The sequence below is a fragment of the Phycisphaeraceae bacterium genome (assembly GCA_019636735.1).
Classification (GTDB): Bacteria; Planctomycetota; Phycisphaerae; order Phycisphaerales; family SM1A02; genus VGXK01.
Genome location: JAHBWY010000001.1, coordinates 465,738 through 482,674 on the forward strand (window position 1 = coordinate 465,738; position 16,937 = coordinate 482,674).

Genomic DNA, 16,937 nt, shown 5'->3' on the forward strand with positions numbered 1-16,937 from the left:
GGGCAGCACCGGCGGGCTGCGTCGCCCCCGTCCATCGGTTCAGGAGGGAGGGCAGAGCCCCCACTGGGAGAGCAGCAGGGAGACATCGCCGCCGTTCACCACGCCATCGCCGTTGAGATCACCCACGAGTTCAAGCGGACAGGCGCTCGAGGTACCCCACTTCGAGAGGATGACGACCAGATCGCCTGCGTTCACGATGCCATTCCCGTCAAGGTCTGCGGTACACGCGCTTCCATACCAACCACCCGGAGCGAGGTACTCGAAGGAACAGGAGAGCACTGTGGTCGCGCCGGCGGAGACTGTGACCGTGTGGGCCAGCCCCATCGTCTGCACGGAAGGCGGGCCGGGAATGGTTGGACCGGGCAACCCGAGACTTTGCGTGAGGGCCAACTCGCCGGGCCCGGAGATCGCCAGCGCAAAGGGGCAGATGAAGAGATTGACCGCCGGCGCACCGTTGCAGAGGAGTCGCACGATCGGCGTCTGGCCGGTGCAGCTCATCGAGCCGGGCGCCTGAGTGATCAGGGTCATGGTGGCCGTGCCCCCAACGAGAGAACCACCCTGGATCGCGGGGCAGAGCGGGACCTGGACCGTCACTGTCGCGGAGCGTGAGAGGAGAGAACCGTTCTTCACGGTCACGCCTCCCGAGAGCGCGCTCAACGGATTGGCGAACCAATCCGCAGTCATGGCAATCTCGACGGTGGTCTGGCTCCCCGGCGGGGTCACCGTGGCGAAGTAGGTCGCCACCCCCGGCGAAGTTGCCGCACCCGGAATGACCAGATTCTGAGGTGGGAATCCAATGATCGAGACCGTCGCCGTGGCCGCAGGGGCGGGCGGCTGAACAGAGTCTTCAGAGGCTATTGCAACGGAGGTCGCTGCCGACCACGCGGTGAGCGTGATCCACGCAGCGACCTCCGTGCATCGCGTCGATCGGTTTACGGGTCGCATGGCCCCCATGCGCCGAGGAGGAGGGCCACATCCTTGGCGTCAACCGTCAGGTTGCCGTCGAAGTCACCTTGGAGGCAGGGATTGGTGTGGTCTCCCCACAGGCCGAGCAGTTCGGCAAGATCAAGGGCATTCACCGTGCCATCACCATTGAGGTCAGCCACGCATGCGGAGGGCAGCCCGAGGCTCTTCACGATGATGTTGGATGTGATCTGGAATGAGTCGCCGTCGGAGATCGTGAATCGATTTCGACTTCCGACACTCGGCGCCGAGTTCGGGCCGGGAAGGCTGGGAATCGGGGCGCCGAAGATCTTGTTGGTCTGGATGGTGCCCGAACCAGTGGTTGAGAGAATGAATGGGCACCAGTACTCCTGATGAGTGGTCGTCTCATCAATCAGCACCTGCCAGAGCGACACGGCACCGGGGAGACAGGAGATTGTCGCGCCATTCTGATTCGCAGTGGCGAGCAGAGTGACCGAACCTCCGATGGTGGTGCCACCGGGAATGTCGGGGCAGAGCGGCACGCTGAACGATGCGTCGATGCCCTGCGCCGTGGACGACGAGTTTGAGCACTTGATCCATCCGGACATCAAGGCGATGGGATCATTCTTCGAGTCGACCTTGTAGTCGAAATTCAGTGTGACTCCTTCGCTGGTCTTGAAGATGCCCTTGTACTGCACCTGACCGTTTGGAAGAAGAATGCCTGAGACGGGGGCGGTTGACGGACTCCGCCCGTTCACTGACCAAGTGAACTTGGCCATGCGCGGAAATGTCACTTGCGCTGACGCGACTGCGCTCAGCACAATCGGCGCGATCGTCCCGAGGCCCACCACGATTGAACGCTTGACCACTCTTCACCTCCCCACCCGGATTTGACGCGCGGTGGCGGCGACATTGCCGTCACCACCTCGCAGCAGGCCCCGGAACGGTGCTGTCACGGAGCAACCGCCCGATGCAAGGGCAGTGGATTTCCGCAGAGATCGCCTCAGTTTTCAAGGGGGAGCCGGGGACTTTTTTCCGAGATTGCTGTTTGTGCGGGGCTGCGCGACGCCGCGCGGAGCTGGCATTCGAAGGGGTCATCGCATTCCGCAATCGCCGGGCCAGATTGCGATAACTCAAGAAAGGGACCCGGATCTGAGAGATCCGAGTCCCTTCGAGGGCTACTCCCCCTTGATTGATCGCAGGAATCACCTCACTGGCTGCAAGGTCCCCAGGTACCGAGCACCGCGGCCAAATCGTTGCCGTCCACGATGCCATCGCCATTGACATCCGCGGTGTTGCATCCCTTGGAGTCGGAGGCCCCCCAGCGGCCAAGGATCTCCGTGAGGTCCATCGCGTCGATCATGCCATCACCGTTCACATCGGATGCGCAGGGCGAGAGGGCGCCCATGGACTGAACCACCACATTCGTCGTGAAGGTCACAGTCTCACCATTGGTCAGCGCGAAGCGGTGCCGCGAGCCGAGTGTCGGAGCCGAGTTGGGACCGTTCAACGCCGGAATGGGCATTCCGAACTGGGAGTTGTTCTGAATCGAGCCCGATCCGCTCGATGCGAGTTGGAACGGACACCAGTACATCGAGTGAGCCGCCTCACCGCCGATCATGAGCTGCCACGCGGAGTTCGCGCCGGGAAGGCAACTCACGCTTCCGCCATTGGCATCGGTCAGCAGAAGGACCGTCAGCGTGCCGCCAATCTTGGTGCCACCGGGGACCGCCGGGCAGAGCGGAAACTCAATCCACGCCTCGACGCCGCGGGGCACGCCCGAGGTGTTGACGCACTTGAACTGGGTGGCCGCCCATGCGGTCGGATTGCTGATGTCGTCAAGGACGCAGACGAAACTCAGTTCCAAGCCAGGCACTGGGAACACCGAGTGCGCGTACTTCGAGTTGCCGTTGAGCAACTGCACGCCATCGACATTGACGGACACCGGAGTGCCGCCATCGATCGCGTACTTGAACACACCGAGATTCTCCTGCGTGATCTGCGCCGTGGCTCCGCCTGCCAGCAGAATTGACGATGCGATTCCAAGTGCCGTCACGGTCAGTCGACTGTCCAAGTTCCACCTCCTCGCCCGGATGGTCACGAAGTCGGGCGCCGGCAACGGTGTCGGCGCCGCACCCCTCCAGGTCCGTCGTTCAACGCCGTCACGAGGCGCGAACCTGGCGGAGATCGACCCACATCAACGGATTCGGAGGAGGCTCCCGCAAGCAAGGTTGGCGCAAGCGCGTGCGATCGCGCGGTACGCACCACGCGACCGTCACGATCGGATGAAGGATGTCGCTCTCAGCGGTCCTCGAGGGGGAGTCCCATGCCGCTTCGATCCGGACCTGCCGGTCTCGGCGGGTCGCGCGGCGGGTTGCGCTCGAGCTCAGCCAGAACGAGTTCGATCGCCTTCTCGAGTTGCGGATCGCGGCCTCCGAACTCGAGTCCGCCTCGCATGACGCCGGGATCGTCGATCACCTCGAAGTCGGGATCCACGCCATGGCCCTCAATGCCCCAGGTTCCATCGAGCTTGTAGAACGCGAATCGGGGCACGCTGATGTTGCCGCCGTCGACGAACGATGGATTGCCGCTGATGCCGACCAGTCCGCCCCAGGTGCGGGTGCCCACCAGCGGTCCGAGCCCGTGATGCCTGAAGAGCCACGGGAACATGTCGCCGCCCGACCCCGCGAGACCGTTGATCAGCATGGCCTTCGGGCCGTGATGGGCGCCGCGCGGCTGATCCCAGTCGCGATGATCGCGCACCGCCCAGTAGTTCGTGCGTGGACGATTGAGCAGCTCGATGAAGCGGTTCGGGATCTGACCGCCGCCGTTCCAGCGCTCGTCGATGATGAGACCGGGCCGGGCTCGATTGCCCTGGAACTGACGGTAGAGATCCGTCTGACCGTCGACGCCCGTGTTGGGAACATAGATGTAGCCGATCTGCCCGCCGGACTTCTCCTCGACAAACGCGCGGTTGCGCTCGATCCAGTCGCGGTATCGAAGAGCGTTCTCGCTCGAGAGGGGGCGCACGATGACGGTGCGTGCCTGATCGTCATCCTTCGGATTCGGACCGACGCGCAGCACGGTGGTGCGACCGGCAAGACCGGTGAAAGCGGCCCATGGGTTCAATTCGACACTCAGCGGCTGTCCATTCACGGCCAGCAGGAACTCGCCCTCCTTCACATCGATGCCGGGCGCGAGCAGGGGATTCCGTGCATCGCTGTCCCACGGAGCGCCGCGCACCAGCCTCTTCATGCGATAGGCGCGGTGGCCCTCCTCGTCGCCATCAATCTCGAAGTCCACGCCGAGCAGACCGACCCCGGGGCCGCCGGGCGGGGATTCGACATCGCCCGGACCCTGAAGATAGGCGTGGCCGACATTCAGTTCGGAGATCATCTCCGCGATGATGAAGTTGAGATCCTCGCGGCTGTTGGCGAAGTCGACGAGCGCCAGCGCGCGATCCCTCTCGCGAGCCCAATCCACCTGGTGGAGGCCCTCCTCGTAGAAGTAGTCGCGCATGATGCGATAGGCGTCACGGATGATCTGACGCCACTCGGTCGGCGGATCGATGCGGGTGAACATCGGCGTGGTCACCACGGCCTGCGACTTCGCGTTGGCGCGGGCATCGAGAATGTTCGCCCCGCCACCCTGCGCCGGCACGAGCAGCTTCTTGCCATCGGCACTCATCTGGAATGAGCGGCCCGGGCCGACGCTCTTCTCCTCCTGCTTCTTGTCGGAGAGGTCCAGCAGTCGGATGCCGGTACCCGGCTCATCTTCTCCGCCTCCGCCGCGCGCCCGCATGGCGCCACCGGCGCGGACATAGATGAGGTGATTCTGGTCGTTCACCGCGAGTGAGCCGAATCGACCAGGGCGCACGGGCAGTTCGAGCACGCGCTCTTCGATGCCTTCGACATCGATCGTGATCGGCTTCGGTGGATCCTTCGGAGCGGCGCCTCCGCGACCGCGGCCCGGCCTGCGGGCGTCGGCCTCCTCCTTGGGAGCGTCCTTCTCCTCGGAGGGGGGATCCTTCTTGTCATCCTTGTCATCCTTGTCATCCTTATCATCGCCCTCCTTCTTGTCGGCGGGCGGGTCCTTCCTTTCGCCACCATTCTTCTCATCGGCGGGCGGGTCCTTCTTCTCCTCGGCGGGCTTCTCGCCGTTGTCGTTCTTCTCGCCGTTCTCCTTCTTCTCCTTGTCGGCGTCGGGCTTCTTCTCCTCCTTGACGGTCTCCTCGTCGCTCTCGGGCAACCACGGGTGCTTCACATCCTTGCGGAGCGGCATCGCCATGAGCTGGCCCGAGTTGAGATAGACCCATGAGTCGTCGAAGTCGCCGTACTGCGGCTGGAAGTTGCGGCTGCTCTGGAAGAAGATCCACTCGCCGTTGCGGCTGAAGACAGGCGAGTAGTCATTGAAGAGTCCGCTCGTCAGGCGGTGCTTCGTGCCGGTCGCGACTTCGTAGACCCAGATTGAGTCGTGATCGTTGTCGTCATCGGCGCGCGAGTAGGTGATCCAGGCGCTGTCCGCGCTGAACGAGGGAATCGGTGCGCCGGAGCGAGGCTCGCGATCGACGAGCGTCACCTCCGTGCTCTCGACATCGACGAGTCGGAGCGTGCCCGTCTTGTCGGTGAAGGCGATCTTCTTCGAGTCCGGGCTCCAGAAGATGGCCGTCTTGAAGGGGCCCGAATCGCTCGTGAGCTGCCGTCGAGTTCCGCTGCCGTCGACGGCGATCAGCATCAGTTCATACTCGCCGGTCGAGTCATCGAAGAAGGCGATCCACCGGCCATCGGGGCTCCACGCCGGCGTGCGCTCCGCGACGCCGTTGGTCTGGGTCAGCGCCCGGGGCGAACCATTCTCGGCGGGCAGTGTCCAGAGATCGCCGCGAGCTTCAACCGCGACGCGCTTCCCGGTGGGGGAGATACTCCAGGCACCGATGCGGCGCGAGACATCCTGGGTCTTCGGCGCAATCCGCTGTCGCGCACCGGGGATCTGCACGGGAACCTCGCGGGCCTGTCGCGTGGCGAGGTTGAGCAGCATCAACTTGGGCCCGAGCTGAAAGACAATCTCTCCGTGGCCGCCATCATCAGGACCGATTGCCGGCCACTTCACATCGAAGTCGTCGAAGGTGGTGATCTGCTCGCGAGCGCCGGTCCGAGTGTCGTAGCGCCAAATGTTGAGGCGATGCGAGGGTCCCTCGTCGCTCAGGTAGTAGAGATCGGTGCCATGCCACATCGGAATGCTGTCGAGTCCCTCCCAGTCCGTGACCTGCCGACTCTCTCCGCTCTGGAGGTCGTAGAGCCAGATGTCCGTGGCCATCCCGCCGCGATAGCGCTTCCAAGTGCGCCCGTCGATCGAGTGGGGGGTGTAGGCCAGCCAGCGACCATCACGACTGATCGCCGCGTTGGTGCCGTAGGGCACCGGAATGCGCGTGGGCATCCCTCCGGTCACGGGCACCTGATAGAGCTGCGTTGATCGTGTGAGCCCGCCCATGTCGGCACTGGCAAAGACCAGAGATTGACCATCGGGAGTCCAATCGCAGAGGGTCTCGTTGGTCGGGTGATGCGTGACCCGCGTCGCCGTGCCCCCGCCGACGGGCATGATGTAGAGATCGCGGCCCCCTTCGAGTGAGCCGACGAAGGCCACTTGCGAGGAGTCGGGAGAGAATCGGGGAAAGAGCATCGACCCGGGTGCCGCGGCGAGTGGCTTCGCGACTCCGCCTTCCTTGGGCACGAGCCAGAGATCGTTCGCGAAAAGGAAGACGATGAAGTCGCGTCCCACATCGGGGAAGCGCAGGAGGCGAGCGTCTGGAATGGTGACCTCGCCCTGGGCTGGCGCAGCAGCCAAAACAACTGGTGCAGCGGCCCGACTCGGAAGAGCGGGGGCCTGTGGCGAGACGGCGAGCGTGAGACTCGATGCGAGCGCCAGGGTGGCGATCGCGACAACCAGGGCCGCAGGAGCGGCAAGAGAGCGCGTGATCATGATCGGGGTCATACCACGAGCCCCGGCTTCAGGTTGAGTTCAGAATCAGCGACGGCTGCGAGTTCGGCCGGCCGTCGATCCACCTGACGCCATCCACTCCGGGTTGCTCTCGAAGTGGAGCGAGGCCTCCTGCTCAGCCTCTCGGGCCTCGAGGAGGGCTCGAAGCTTGATCAGCCCGCGTCGCGCATGGGTCTTCACGGTGCCCAGCGGCATGCCCGTCGTCGTCGCGATTTCCTCGTGGGTCTGGCCGCAGTGAATCGCGAGCCGAAGCACCTGCTGCTGCTCGGGGCGAAGGCGATTGAGCGCTTCCATGGCCCGCTCACCCTCTTCGCGGATCTCGCTTCGATCGCGAACAGCGGGATTGGTGCGATCAGCGTCCGGAGGCAACTCCTGCACCATGGTGACGCGGGGTTCCCGCGAGCGTCGACGCATTCGATCGATCAGCCGACGCCGAGCAATCGTGGCCACAAAGGTTGTCTCGCTGGCAACGGATGCGTCAAACCGCGCCGCGCAGCGCCAGATGTCGACGAAAATCTCCTGAACCGCCTCGTCGACCTCGGTCGCGTTCGGGCAGGTCCGGCGAGCAAGGGAGCGAACCAATCCACCGAAGCGCTCCATGCACGCGGTCACCGCGGAGGGATCTCCTCCAGCAATGCGCTCGAGGATGGAAGGGGGAGAGGTCATGGGAGGACGCGGCGGATTCGCCGTTCCAACAATACTCTCTTCGCCGACAGGGGTTTCCTGGATTCCGCCCGGTTGCGGCAAGTCCTTGAACCAGGCAGGAATGGAGGAAAGCCCCCCGTGGAAAAGGGCGCGGTTTCCGGGCTCTCTTCCGCGCAACGCTGGGCTGGGCAGCGGGTTAGGTCGATCACGGGCGTTCGCCGAAATGCTCTTCCATGAATCGCATCGAGGCCAGATTGGCGACCAGGGCGGTCCACCCCGTCTGATGCATGGCCCCGCAGCCGCGACCGGTATTCCCGCAGAAGTACTCGAAGAAGAGGAGGTGATCGCGGAAGTGGGGATCGTGCTGGAACTTGTTCCACTTCCCATACACCGGCCGGCACCCCTCGGAGTCGCGCTGAAAGAGCGTCCCGAGGCGCCGGGCAATCTCCTGAGCCACCTCGCGGAGTGTGCACATGCGCCCCGAGCCCACGGGGCACTCCACGCGGAAGTCGTCGCCGTAGTAGTTGTGGAACTTGAGAAGGCTCTCGGCGATCAGGTAGTTGAGCGGGAACCACACCGGGCCGCGCCAGTTCGAGTTGCCTCCGAAGATCTCGCTCTCACTCTCCGCCGGTTCGTAGCGCACGCTCAGGCTCTCCGTCCCCTGCCAGAAGACATAGGGCTTCTTCTCGAGCGCTCGCGACATGCTTCGAACGCCGTGCGGCGAGAGAAACTTCGATTCATCCAGCATCAGCTTCAACAGGCACTTCATGCGATGGCCACGAAGCAGGCTGAAGAGTCGTTGATCGCCGCGGCCGGGAAGACTCCATCGGCTCACCAGATTCGCCAACTCCGGACGCTCGTTGAAGTACCACTCGAGGCGCGCCTTGAAGGCGGGCAGTCGATCGAGCATCTCGGGCTCCAGCACCTCGACGGCGCAGAGCGGAATGAGCCCGACGATCGAGTGGATGCGCAGCGGCATCGTGGTGCCATCGGGAAAGCGCAGGCGGTCGTAGTAGAAGCCATCCTGTTCATCCCAGAGACCTTCGCCGGTGCCACCGAAGTTGGTCATCGCTTCGGCGATCTGGAGGAAGTGCTCGAAGAACTTGACGGCGAGATCCTGATAGATCGGATCGTGCGTGGCGAGCTCAATGGCGATGCGCAACATGTTGAGCGCGTACATGCTCATCCAGCTCGTCGCGTCAGCCTGTTGCAGCGTGCCTCCCGTCGGCAGTGCCGCGCTGCGGTCGAAGACACCGATGTTGTCGAGCCCCAGGAAGCCGCCTTCGAAGACATTGTGACCATCGACATCCTTGCGATTCACCCACCAGGTGAAGTTGAGAAGCAGGCGATGGAAGATGTGGCGCAGGAAGTCGAGATCGCCGCGGCCCGAGTGAAGCATGCGATCGATCTGGTAGACCCGCCATGACGCCCACGCGTGCACGGGCGGGTTCGCGTCATCGAAGGACCACTCGTACGCGGGGAGTTCGCCCGAAGGATGCATGTAGCGATCGCGCGTGAGGAGGATCAACTGCTCCTTCGCGAGGTCAGGATCGATCGGCGCGAGCGCCACCGCGTGGAAGGCGTGATCCCACGCGGCGAACCATGGGTACTCCCAGGTGTCCGGCATGATGTGCACGCTGTGGCAGGAGAGGTTGGTCCACGCCGCGTTGCGACCATGGCGGCGCTCAGTCGGCGGCGGAGGCATCGTCGGGTCGCCATCCAGCCAGCGGCGAACATCGTAGAGATAGGTCTGCTTGCTCCAGAGAAGCCCCGCCCACGCCTGGCGCTGCATGCGGCGGATCTCCTCGTCGGCGCCCGGGTCGTGCACGGTGGCGTAGAAGGCATCCGCTTCGCGCCGGCGGCTCTCGATGATCGCCTCGACGCCGTCGAACGGCGCGCGGAGCGAGGGTGCGGCAAGACGGAGCGTGCGCTCCATCGCGCCGCCAGCCGGAATCGTCTCGGCCCAGTGCACTCCCAGCTTCGTGCCTTCGAGGCGCGCGTTCACCGCGTCGGCGCGTCCATGCACGATGGCGTCATTCACGCCGTCCTTGAAGGTGCGTCCCTCTCGCGCCTTGCCGAAGAGACGCTCCGTGTTGGTGTCGTTCTCGCAGAAGAGGAGGACCGGTGCCCCGCGGCGCGTGTCGATGAAAAGTCGCAACTCGGGCAAGCGCTCGTGATGGATCGCGATGCCGCCATTGCCGTCGGAGGCCAGGCGCGGCCGTGGCGCATCCTTCTCCCACGACCAGGTGTTGCGGAAGAAGAGCTGGGGGACCAGGTGGCAGATGGCCGCTTCCGGTCCTCGATTCTCCACGCGGTAACGGACCACGATGTCGTCGGGGGCCACCTTGGCAAACTCGACGAAGACATCGAAGTAGCGATCGTCGTCAAAGACGCCCGTATCCCAGAGCTCAAACTCGGGCTCGAGCTTCGAGCGCGCCGCATTGACGCGCACCAGTTCGTCGTATGGGAACGCTCGATGCGGATACTTGTAGACCATCCGCATCCATGAGTGCGTCGGCGTGCCGTCGAGCAGGAAGAAGCACTCCTTGAGGTCCTCGCCGTGATTGCCCTCTCGATTGGTGAGCCCGAAGGGGCGCTCCTTCAGGATCGGGTCCTGTCCGTTCCACAAGGAGAGCGTGAGGCAGAGTTGAAGCGCTTCATCGCTCCAGCCGGCGAGCCCATCTTCGCCCCAGCGATACGCGCGGCTTCGCGCGTGATCGTGCGGCAGATAGTCCCACGCGGCGCCGTCGGGCGAGTAATCCTCGCGCACCGTGCCCCACTGGCGAGCGCTGACATGGGGGCCCCAGCGACGCCACTGCGCGAGCCCGAGTCGTGCTTCTTCCAGCCGCTGGTGTTCGGGGGTCATCATGCTTTTTGCTCTCGATCGCCGTCACGACCATGGGCCGCGGCGCAGCAGGTTCTTTCGAAGTCACGCTCCGCTCGATCATCGGCGCGTGGCGCTCAGCCGCAGACGCGCCAGGTGGAGAGTAACTGGCCCACACTCCACGCCTGCGCGAAGCATCCACCCGGACGATGCGGGGGGTCCGCGTCGAAGACCTCGCTCACCTGACCGACGCACGCTTCCCGAAGGTGGCTGACGAACGGGTGCATGAAGTCGGCGATGGCGTCATGGTCATGGTGGACCTGCTCATGCGCGCGCATCAGCGGGCCGAAGAGCCACGGCCACACCGTGCCGTTGTGATAGGCCTGGTCGCGGCGCTCCACGGTGCCGCCGTAGAAGGGCTCATACCCGGGACTGCCCGGGGCGAGCGTGCGCACACCGACGGGCGTCCAGAGTTGGAGGAGCGCCTGCTCGACCACGGACTTCGATTGCAGCGGCGGTAGCAGGTCTCGGCCGAGCGAAATGGCGAAGAGCTGATTGGGCCGCACGAGCGCTTCATTGCCCTGCGGCCCATCAAGGACATCGAGGCAGCACCCCCAGCTTGGACTCCAGTATCGCGCGAAGCTCTCCTTCACGCGCGAGGCAAGCGAGCGGAGTGCCGCAGGGTCGATTCCCGGAAGGCCGCCCTCGATGGACGCCATGTCCGCGAGCGAGAGTAGGGCCGCATGCCAGAAGGCGTTGATCTCGACGGGCTTGCCCATGCGCGGCGTCACGACTCGATCACCGATCTTCGCGTCCATCCATGTGAGTTGGGAGCCTGGCTCCTCGGCGCGAATGAGGCTGTCGGCGGGGTCCATGCCGATCCCATGCCGCGTGCCTTTCGTGAACGCGTTGATGATGCGCTGCATGGTCGGCGCGAGCTCGCGCACGAGGTGGTCATCGCTCGTGGCGTGCCAGGTCATGTGCGTCGCAAGGATGAAGAGCAGCGGAGCATCCACGGAATTGTCGAGCGGCTCCTCACCGGGGGAGGGGAAGCGGTTCGGAAGGAGACCATCGCGTTCGAACGGAGCGAGGCTGCGCAGCACGCTCCTTGCTTCGTCGAAGCGCCGCGTGGCAAGCAGCAAGCCCGGTAGCGAGAGGAGCGTGTCGCGTCCCCAGTCGGCGAACCATGGATAGCCCGCGATGATCGAGTGGCCCGCAACGGCGGGGCCGTTGGGCACCGGGATCTTCCGCTCGACCACGAACTGGCTGCCCGCGAGCACGAGGTGCTGAATGGCCGGTGGCGCCGTGGAGGCTTCAGCCTGCAGCAGCAGTGCGTCGGTGCGTGATCGTTCCCCTTCAAGCAGTTGATCCGCTGGAGTCGAGGGCTGTTCCTGCGTCGACGCCGTCATCACCGTCGACTCGCCCGGCGCGAGCACCACTTCGAGTGTGGCGGCATGGAAGTGATTGTCGAGGAAGTCGTAGCCCAGCGAGGCTTCGACCGGCAGCTCGAAGTCGTGCCACCAGAGCGAACCCGGCGTCGGTACGGCGCCATCACCCTGGATGAAGAGCTCATTGCCCGGCGCGTGCGGTGCGTGCGGCGGCCACGAGACGCGCACACCGCGATCGCTCTGTTCGATGACCGGCCGCGGCGCTCCCTGCGGCGTGAGCTGGTTGTGCGGTCGGTGGCAGACGAGCGCTCCGCATCGAAGTCGGACTTCGCTGGTGCCCTGCACAAGGCGCCAATGCACGCAGGTCGTGTTCTCACCCTGCTTCATGAAGAGACGCTGTTCGATGATCGCGTCACGGAGGCACCAGGTCCATGTGGGAATCAGGTGCTCCAAGTGGAAGCGGATCAGTCGGGGCAATCCGGGAGCCTTGATGCATCCTCCCTTGAAGCGATTGTTCCCGAGGTCCCAGGTCTCGCCGCGATAGATCACCTGCGGATCAAGTTTCGCCAGCATCATCGTGCGGCCAGCGGGCGGGTCGGTCGCGGCGATGAGCAGACCGTGCCAGCGCCGAGTGAGAATGCCCGAGACAGTGCCGCATGCGTAGCCCCCGAGGCCGTTGGTGATGAGCCACTCGAGCGACGAGGCGCGCTCGGCGTTTCCAGTCGTGTCCCGGCCGAAGTCGACGAGTCCAAGGGTGTATCCGTAGCGCCTCATGGGGTTTCCTGGGAGTGTTCGAGCGAAGGACTACACGATCTCCTGCTGTGGCGAGTCGCGAAAGTGGTGGAGGTCTGACGAGTTGGCTTCGAGCATGACCGCGGCCCCGGTCGGAGGCGAGCGTTCCAACGCGGGCAGGAGCACGCGCATCACCTCACCGCCGCGAAGTCTCACCGTCACGAGGCTCTGATCGCCAGTGGAGGCGTGCGCCATGATGACGCCTTCGGCACGCCACGCTTGAGGGCGCGAAGTCGGGGGTGCTGCGCTGGCGGTGGATGCGGAGTCGCGTGAGTCACCGGTGCCCGCCCGAAGCCGCAGGTGCTCCGGTCGGATGCCGAGATGCGTGCAGCCATCGGTGGCCGTGTCGGGCAGTGGGAGCAGGTTCATCGGGAGCGCTCCAAGCAGGACGGCGCTGCGACGCGATGCGGGCTTGGCCCAGATGCGCTCGGGCGGACCATCATCGACGAGGCGTCCGCGGTGAAGCACGCTCACGCGTGTGCCGAGAGCCAGAGCCTCGAGTCCATTGTGCGTGGCGTGGACGCACGCGCAACGGAAGTCATCGCAGAGAGTGCGCACTTCGTCGCGCAGATCTGCCTGAAGCACCGGATCAAGCGAGGCGAATGGTTCATCGAGGAGCAGCAGGGCGGGGCGGATGATGAGCGCCCGCGCCAGAGCGGCCCGACGGCGTTCGCCGCCCGAGAGTTCGGACGCCCGCGATGAACCGAGCGCGCCAAGTCTCATGCGTTCGAGCATGGCATCGGCGTGCCGTCGCGCGTCCCGGCGCTCGGCGCCTCGAATCCTCAGCGGGTGGGCGATGTTCTCCGCCACGGTCAGGTGCTCATGCAGCGGTGCTTCCTGAAGCACCATGCCGACTCCGCGCTCCGGAGGTTCAAGCGCCGTCGCCTCGCGCCCATCGATCATCACGCGGCCGCGATCGGGCGCGTCAAGACCCGCGAGGATCTTGAGCATGGTGGACTTTCCGCTCCCGCTCACGCCCATGAGCGCCACGCGCTCACCGCGCTCGATCGACCATGTCACTTCATCAACGGCGGGCTGGCGCCGATGGGGGAAGCACCGGGTGACGGACTCCAGCGCGAACACCATGCGTTACTGCTCTTTGGAGCCGGCGGCCACGCCGCCTCGCTCGCGTTCCGATCGCCGCCGTTGGAGTTCTGCATCGATGAAGCCCTCGATGTTGCCGTCGAGCACCCACTGGACATTGCTCGACTCATGTCCGTTGCGATGATCCTTCACTCGGCTGTCATAGAAGACATAGCTGCGGATCTGGTTGCCCCAGTCGCGCGCCACCTTGCCGCCGGTGGCGGCCGCGATCTCCGCGTTTCGTCGCTCCTCTTCGAGCTGCTCGAGCTTCGCGCGGAGCACGGCCATGGCTTGCTTGCGATTCTGCGGCTGATCGCGATAGGTGCTCGCAACCACCTGAATGCCGGTGGGAATGTGGGTAACGCGAATCGCCGTCGCGACCTTGTTCACATTCTGGCCGCCTGGCCCGCTTGCTCGCACGAACGGCACGATCTCCAAGTCCTTCGCAGGGATCTCGAGATCCTCCTCCTCGAACTCGGGGGTGACATCAACCGTGGCGAAGCTCGTCTGGCGCTTGCCTTCAGCATTGAATGGGCTCACTCGCGCGAGCCGATGCGGACCGCGCTCGCAGTTCATGTAGCCGAAGGCGAACGGACCGGCGATGCGATAGGTGACGGCGTTCACGCCCGCCTCTGCGCCGAGCGTCTTGTGAAGCTCCTCGGCCTTCCAGCCCATGCGCTGCCAGTAGTAGAGGTACATGCGCTCCAGCATGCCCGCCCAATCTTCCGCCTCTGTGCCGCCGGCCCCGGCTTGGATCGAGACGAAGCAATTGCGATGGTCGTGCTTGCCCGCGAGCAGACTCTGCTGCTCCACGCGCTCCATGTCACTCTGCAATCTGAAGAGTGCTTCGTCAGCCTCCGTCAGCAGATCCGAGTCCCCGGATTCACGGGCCATGTCGTAGGCAACGCGTGCATCCTCGAATCCCTTGATGAGGGCTTCGAGCGGCTCGATCTGTGCACGGACAATCTTGAGATCGTCGATCGTCTTCTGTGCGGCCTTCGGATTGTTCCAGAAGTCGCCGGCGCCCATGCGATCCTGAAGCGCCGCGCGTTCGGTCAGCTTGCCGTCGTAGTTAAAGCGAGTCGCGGATGGCTGTGATCCGCGCCTCCAGGTCGTCGATGACCGGTTGGTGTGCGTCGAAGTGCATGCCACGAGTGTACGAGGTTGCTTCGCCGCACGCGTGTGCATGGTCGGTATCGGCGGCGCGACAGGTCGCCGCCATGCCGGGCGTGGAGTGGTCGGCATCGGTGGCCCTCTTCGCCTCAGACACTCGGGCGGCGGGGCGGCTCTCGGAGTTGTCGCCCTACCGCCCTCAACTCGGCGAGAGAGGGCCACCGATGCCGACCCTGGTGGGACGATGAGCAATGAGGAGTTGAGGCGAGGGATGGAGGTGTTGGATGTACGCTTGAAGGTTCCATGGTCACCAAGCAGGAGCAGCGCATCTTCGGCATGTCCTTCGCCAAGCTCTATCCGCTCTATGTGCAGAAGGCGGAGCGAAAGGGGCGAGCCCGAGGCGAAGTGGACCAGGTCATTTGCTGGCTCACGGGGTACAACGAGAAGCAGCTCGAGAAGCAGATCACGAGTGATGTAACCATCGCGGAGTTCTTTGCTGAGGCGCCGGAAATCAACCCTTGCAGCGCATCGATCACGGGGGTCGTGTGCGGGGTACGGGTTGAAGAGGTGAAGGACCCGCTGATGCGGAAGATTCGCCTTCTCGACAAACTCATCGATGAGCTCGCGCGAGGAAAGGCCATGAGAAGCATTCTCCGCGCATCTCCGGACTGACTGATCGCATCGGCTTCAGTGGCCCTCTCTCGCCGAGTTGAGAAGGGCTCGCGGCGATTCCGAGAGCCGCGTGCCCTTCGAGTGTCTGAGGCGAAGAGGGCCACTGATGCCGATGCCTCGACGCCTCGCATGCATGCGAACGGGGCCACTGATGCCGATGCCTCGGCGCCTCGCATGCATGCGAACGGGGCCACTCAAACCCTTCCACCCGGTATCTTGAGCGGCGCATGCAGATCTCTTCGCGTATCGCCCAGATGAAGGAGTCGGCCACGCTTGCCACGGGCGCGAAGGCCGCTGCGATGAAGGCGCGGGGGATCGATGTGGTGAACCTCTCCGTGGGCGAACCCGATTTCGTGACACCCGAGAGCATTCGCGAGGCGGCGAAGAAGGCGCTCGATCAGGGGCGGACGAAGTACGCGCCGACTCCGGGTGACATGGCAGTGCGCGAAGTTCTCGCGGGAAAGTTCGCGCGCGAGAACGGCATCGCATGCAAGCCCGAACATGTGACCGTCTGCGCCGGCGCGAAGCACGCCGTGTACATGATTCTCCAGACGCTGGTCGAGGCTGGCGCGGGTGATGAGATCATCCTGCCCACACCTGCGTGGGTCAGCTACCGGCCCATTGCTGAACTGGCCGGCGCCCGCTGCGTGGAAGTTCCGCGCTCAGTCGAGTCAGGATTCCGACTCGACCCAGCCGCGATCGAGCGAGCCATCACGCCGCGATCAGTGGGGCTCATTCTCAATTCGCCCTCGAATCCCTGTGGCACGGTGCTGCCTCCGGCCGACCTGCGGGCGCTGGTCGAGGTGCTCTCGCGGCACCCGCGCGTCACGCTCATCTCCGATGAGATCTACGAGAAGCTCATCTATCCCGAAGTGTCTCCCGGCATCTCGCATTGGTCGCCCGGCTCCGATCCGCGCATTGCCGAGCGCACCATCACGGTGAACGGCATGAGCAAGGCCTATGCCATGACCGGCTGGCGCCTGGGCTGCATCGTGGCGCCGGGCGATGGTGGATGCTTCATGAAGGAGCTCATCAAGCTCCAGGGCCAGATGACAAACTCCGTTCCGGCATCATTCATGGCGGCGATCATCGAGGCGGTGACGAATGGTGGCGAAGGCGTCGAACGAATGCGGCGTTCCTTTGCAGCGCGGGCGAAGCGGATGCACGAGGGCCTCTCACGAATCGAGCGGCTGCGGACGGTGGCGCCGGACGGCGCGTTCTACGCGTTCCCCGACATCGCCCGTTGCATCGGCATGACTTCTCGCGGCGGGCGCCGGATCGATTCGGCGCAGGCGTTCGCAGACGCGGTGCTTGAAGAGGCCCATGTTGCGGTCGTGGCGGGAGAGGACTTCGGCGAGTGCGCCCGAACGCATGTGCGACTCAGCTTCGCGTGCAGTGAGAGTGACATCGATCGCGGGTGTGAGCGTCTTGCCGAGTTCGTCGGCACGCTGCGGTGATGTCGAGCCCCGCGCCACGACTGGGAACCGGGTCGCTGCAGAGGT

The 16,937-nt window shown here is 64.6% G+C and carries 11 protein-coding genes; 2 read left to right on the top strand and 9 right to left on the bottom strand.

Annotation, left to right across the window (positions count from 1 at the left end; genetic code table 11):
* Positions 1-39 precede the first annotated feature (39 nt).
* The 9 genes from KF724_01790 to prfB all read right to left on the bottom strand — a co-directional run bounded on the left by KF724_01790 (position 40) and on the right by prfB (position 14,838).
* Positions 40-945: a hypothetical protein gene (locus KF724_01790; GenBank protein MBX3354412.1), complete on the bottom strand. Its 906-nt coding sequence runs from the start codon at positions 943-945 to the stop codon at positions 40-42.
* On the bottom strand, positions 933-1,703 hold the full coding sequence (locus KF724_01795; protein ID MBX3354413.1) for a hypothetical protein: 771 nt from the start codon (positions 1,701-1,703) through the stop codon (positions 933-935). The genes KF724_01790 and KF724_01795 overlap by 13 nt, the downstream gene beginning before the upstream one ends.
* A 431-nt stretch (positions 1,704-2,134) precedes the next feature.
* Positions 2,135-2,998: a hypothetical protein gene (locus KF724_01800; GenBank protein MBX3354414.1), complete on the bottom strand. Its 864-nt coding sequence runs from the start codon at positions 2,996-2,998 to the stop codon at positions 2,135-2,137.
* A 227-nt stretch (positions 2,999-3,225) separates the two neighbouring features.
* Positions 3,226-6,900 (bottom strand): PD40 domain-containing protein, encoded by a 3,675-nt coding sequence (locus KF724_01805; protein MBX3354415.1) that lies wholly within the window; start codon positions 6,898-6,900, stop codon positions 3,226-3,228.
* A gap of 45 nt (positions 6,901-6,945) precedes the next feature.
* Entirely contained in the window at positions 6,946-7,584 is a 639-nt protein-coding gene (locus KF724_01810; GenBank protein ID MBX3354416.1) for a sigma-70 family RNA polymerase sigma factor, read from the bottom strand.
* Positions 7,585-7,768: 184 nt separating this feature from the next.
* Positions 7,769-10,432, bottom strand: coding sequence for a glucosidase (locus KF724_01815; GenBank protein ID MBX3354417.1), 2,664 nt, complete (start codon positions 10,430-10,432; stop codon positions 7,769-7,771).
* Between the two features lie 92 nt (positions 10,433-10,524).
* On the bottom strand, positions 10,525-12,549 hold the full coding sequence (locus KF724_01820) for a glycogen debranching enzyme family protein (GenBank protein ID MBX3354418.1): 2,025 nt from the start codon (positions 12,547-12,549) through the stop codon (positions 10,525-10,527).
* A gap of 30 nt (positions 12,550-12,579) precedes the next feature.
* On the bottom strand, positions 12,580-13,653 hold the full coding sequence (locus tag KF724_01825; GenBank protein ID MBX3354419.1) for an ABC transporter ATP-binding protein: 1,074 nt from the start codon (positions 13,651-13,653) through the stop codon (positions 12,580-12,582).
* Positions 13,654-13,656: 3 nt separating this feature from the next.
* Positions 13,657-14,838 carry a peptide chain release factor 2 gene (prfB, locus tag KF724_01830; protein ID MBX3354420.1) on the bottom strand — a complete coding sequence of 394 codons (1,182 nt, stop codon included), beginning with the start codon at positions 14,836-14,838 and terminating at the stop codon, positions 13,657-13,659.
* A 228-nt stretch (positions 14,839-15,066) separates the two neighbouring features.
* Here prfB and KF724_01835 point away from each other — a divergent pair, with 228 nt between their 5' ends.
* Complete coding sequence (locus tag KF724_01835; GenBank protein MBX3354421.1) at positions 15,067-15,435, top strand: DUF2200 domain-containing protein; 369 nt, start codon at positions 15,067-15,069, stop codon at positions 15,433-15,435.
* A gap of 227 nt (positions 15,436-15,662) precedes the next feature.
* Positions 15,663-16,892, top strand: coding sequence for a pyridoxal phosphate-dependent aminotransferase (locus tag KF724_01840; GenBank protein ID MBX3354422.1), 1,230 nt, complete (start codon positions 15,663-15,665; stop codon positions 16,890-16,892).
* The last annotated feature ends 45 nt before the right edge of the window (positions 16,893-16,937 follow it).

What these genes read in the sequence shown, in the direction of transcription:
- KF724_01805 (MBX3354415.1), bottom strand. Translation starts at nt 6,900, where the DNA reads ATGATCACGCGCTCTCTTGCCGCTCCTGCGGCCCTGGTTGTCGCGATC.
- KF724_01790 (MBX3354412.1), bottom strand. Translation starts at nt 945, where the DNA reads ATGCGACCCGTAAACCGATCGACGCGATGCACGGAGGTCGCTGCGTGG.
- prfB (MBX3354420.1), bottom strand. Translation starts at nt 14,838, where the DNA reads ATGCACACGCGTGCGGCGAAGCAACCTCGTACACTCGTGGCATGCACT.
- KF724_01795 (MBX3354413.1), bottom strand. Translation starts at nt 1,703, where the DNA reads ATGGCCAAGTTCACTTGGTCAGTGAACGGGCGGAGTCCGTCAACCGCC.
- KF724_01825 (MBX3354419.1), bottom strand. Translation starts at nt 13,653, where the DNA reads ATGGTGTTCGCGCTGGAGTCCGTCACCCGGTGCTTCCCCCATCGGCGC.
- KF724_01840 (MBX3354422.1), top strand. Translation starts at nt 15,663, where the DNA reads ATGCAGATCTCTTCGCGTATCGCCCAGATGAAGGAGTCGGCCACGCTT.
- KF724_01835 (MBX3354421.1), top strand. Translation starts at nt 15,067, where the DNA reads ATGGTCACCAAGCAGGAGCAGCGCATCTTCGGCATGTCCTTCGCCAAG.
- KF724_01820 (MBX3354418.1), bottom strand. Translation starts at nt 12,549, where the DNA reads ATGAGGCGCTACGGATACACCCTTGGACTCGTCGACTTCGGCCGGGAC.
- KF724_01815 (MBX3354417.1), bottom strand. Translation starts at nt 10,432, where the DNA reads ATGATGACCCCCGAACACCAGCGGCTGGAAGAAGCACGACTCGGGCTC.
- KF724_01810 (MBX3354416.1), bottom strand. Translation starts at nt 7,584, where the DNA reads ATGACCTCTCCCCCTTCCATCCTCGAGCGCATTGCTGGAGGAGATCCC.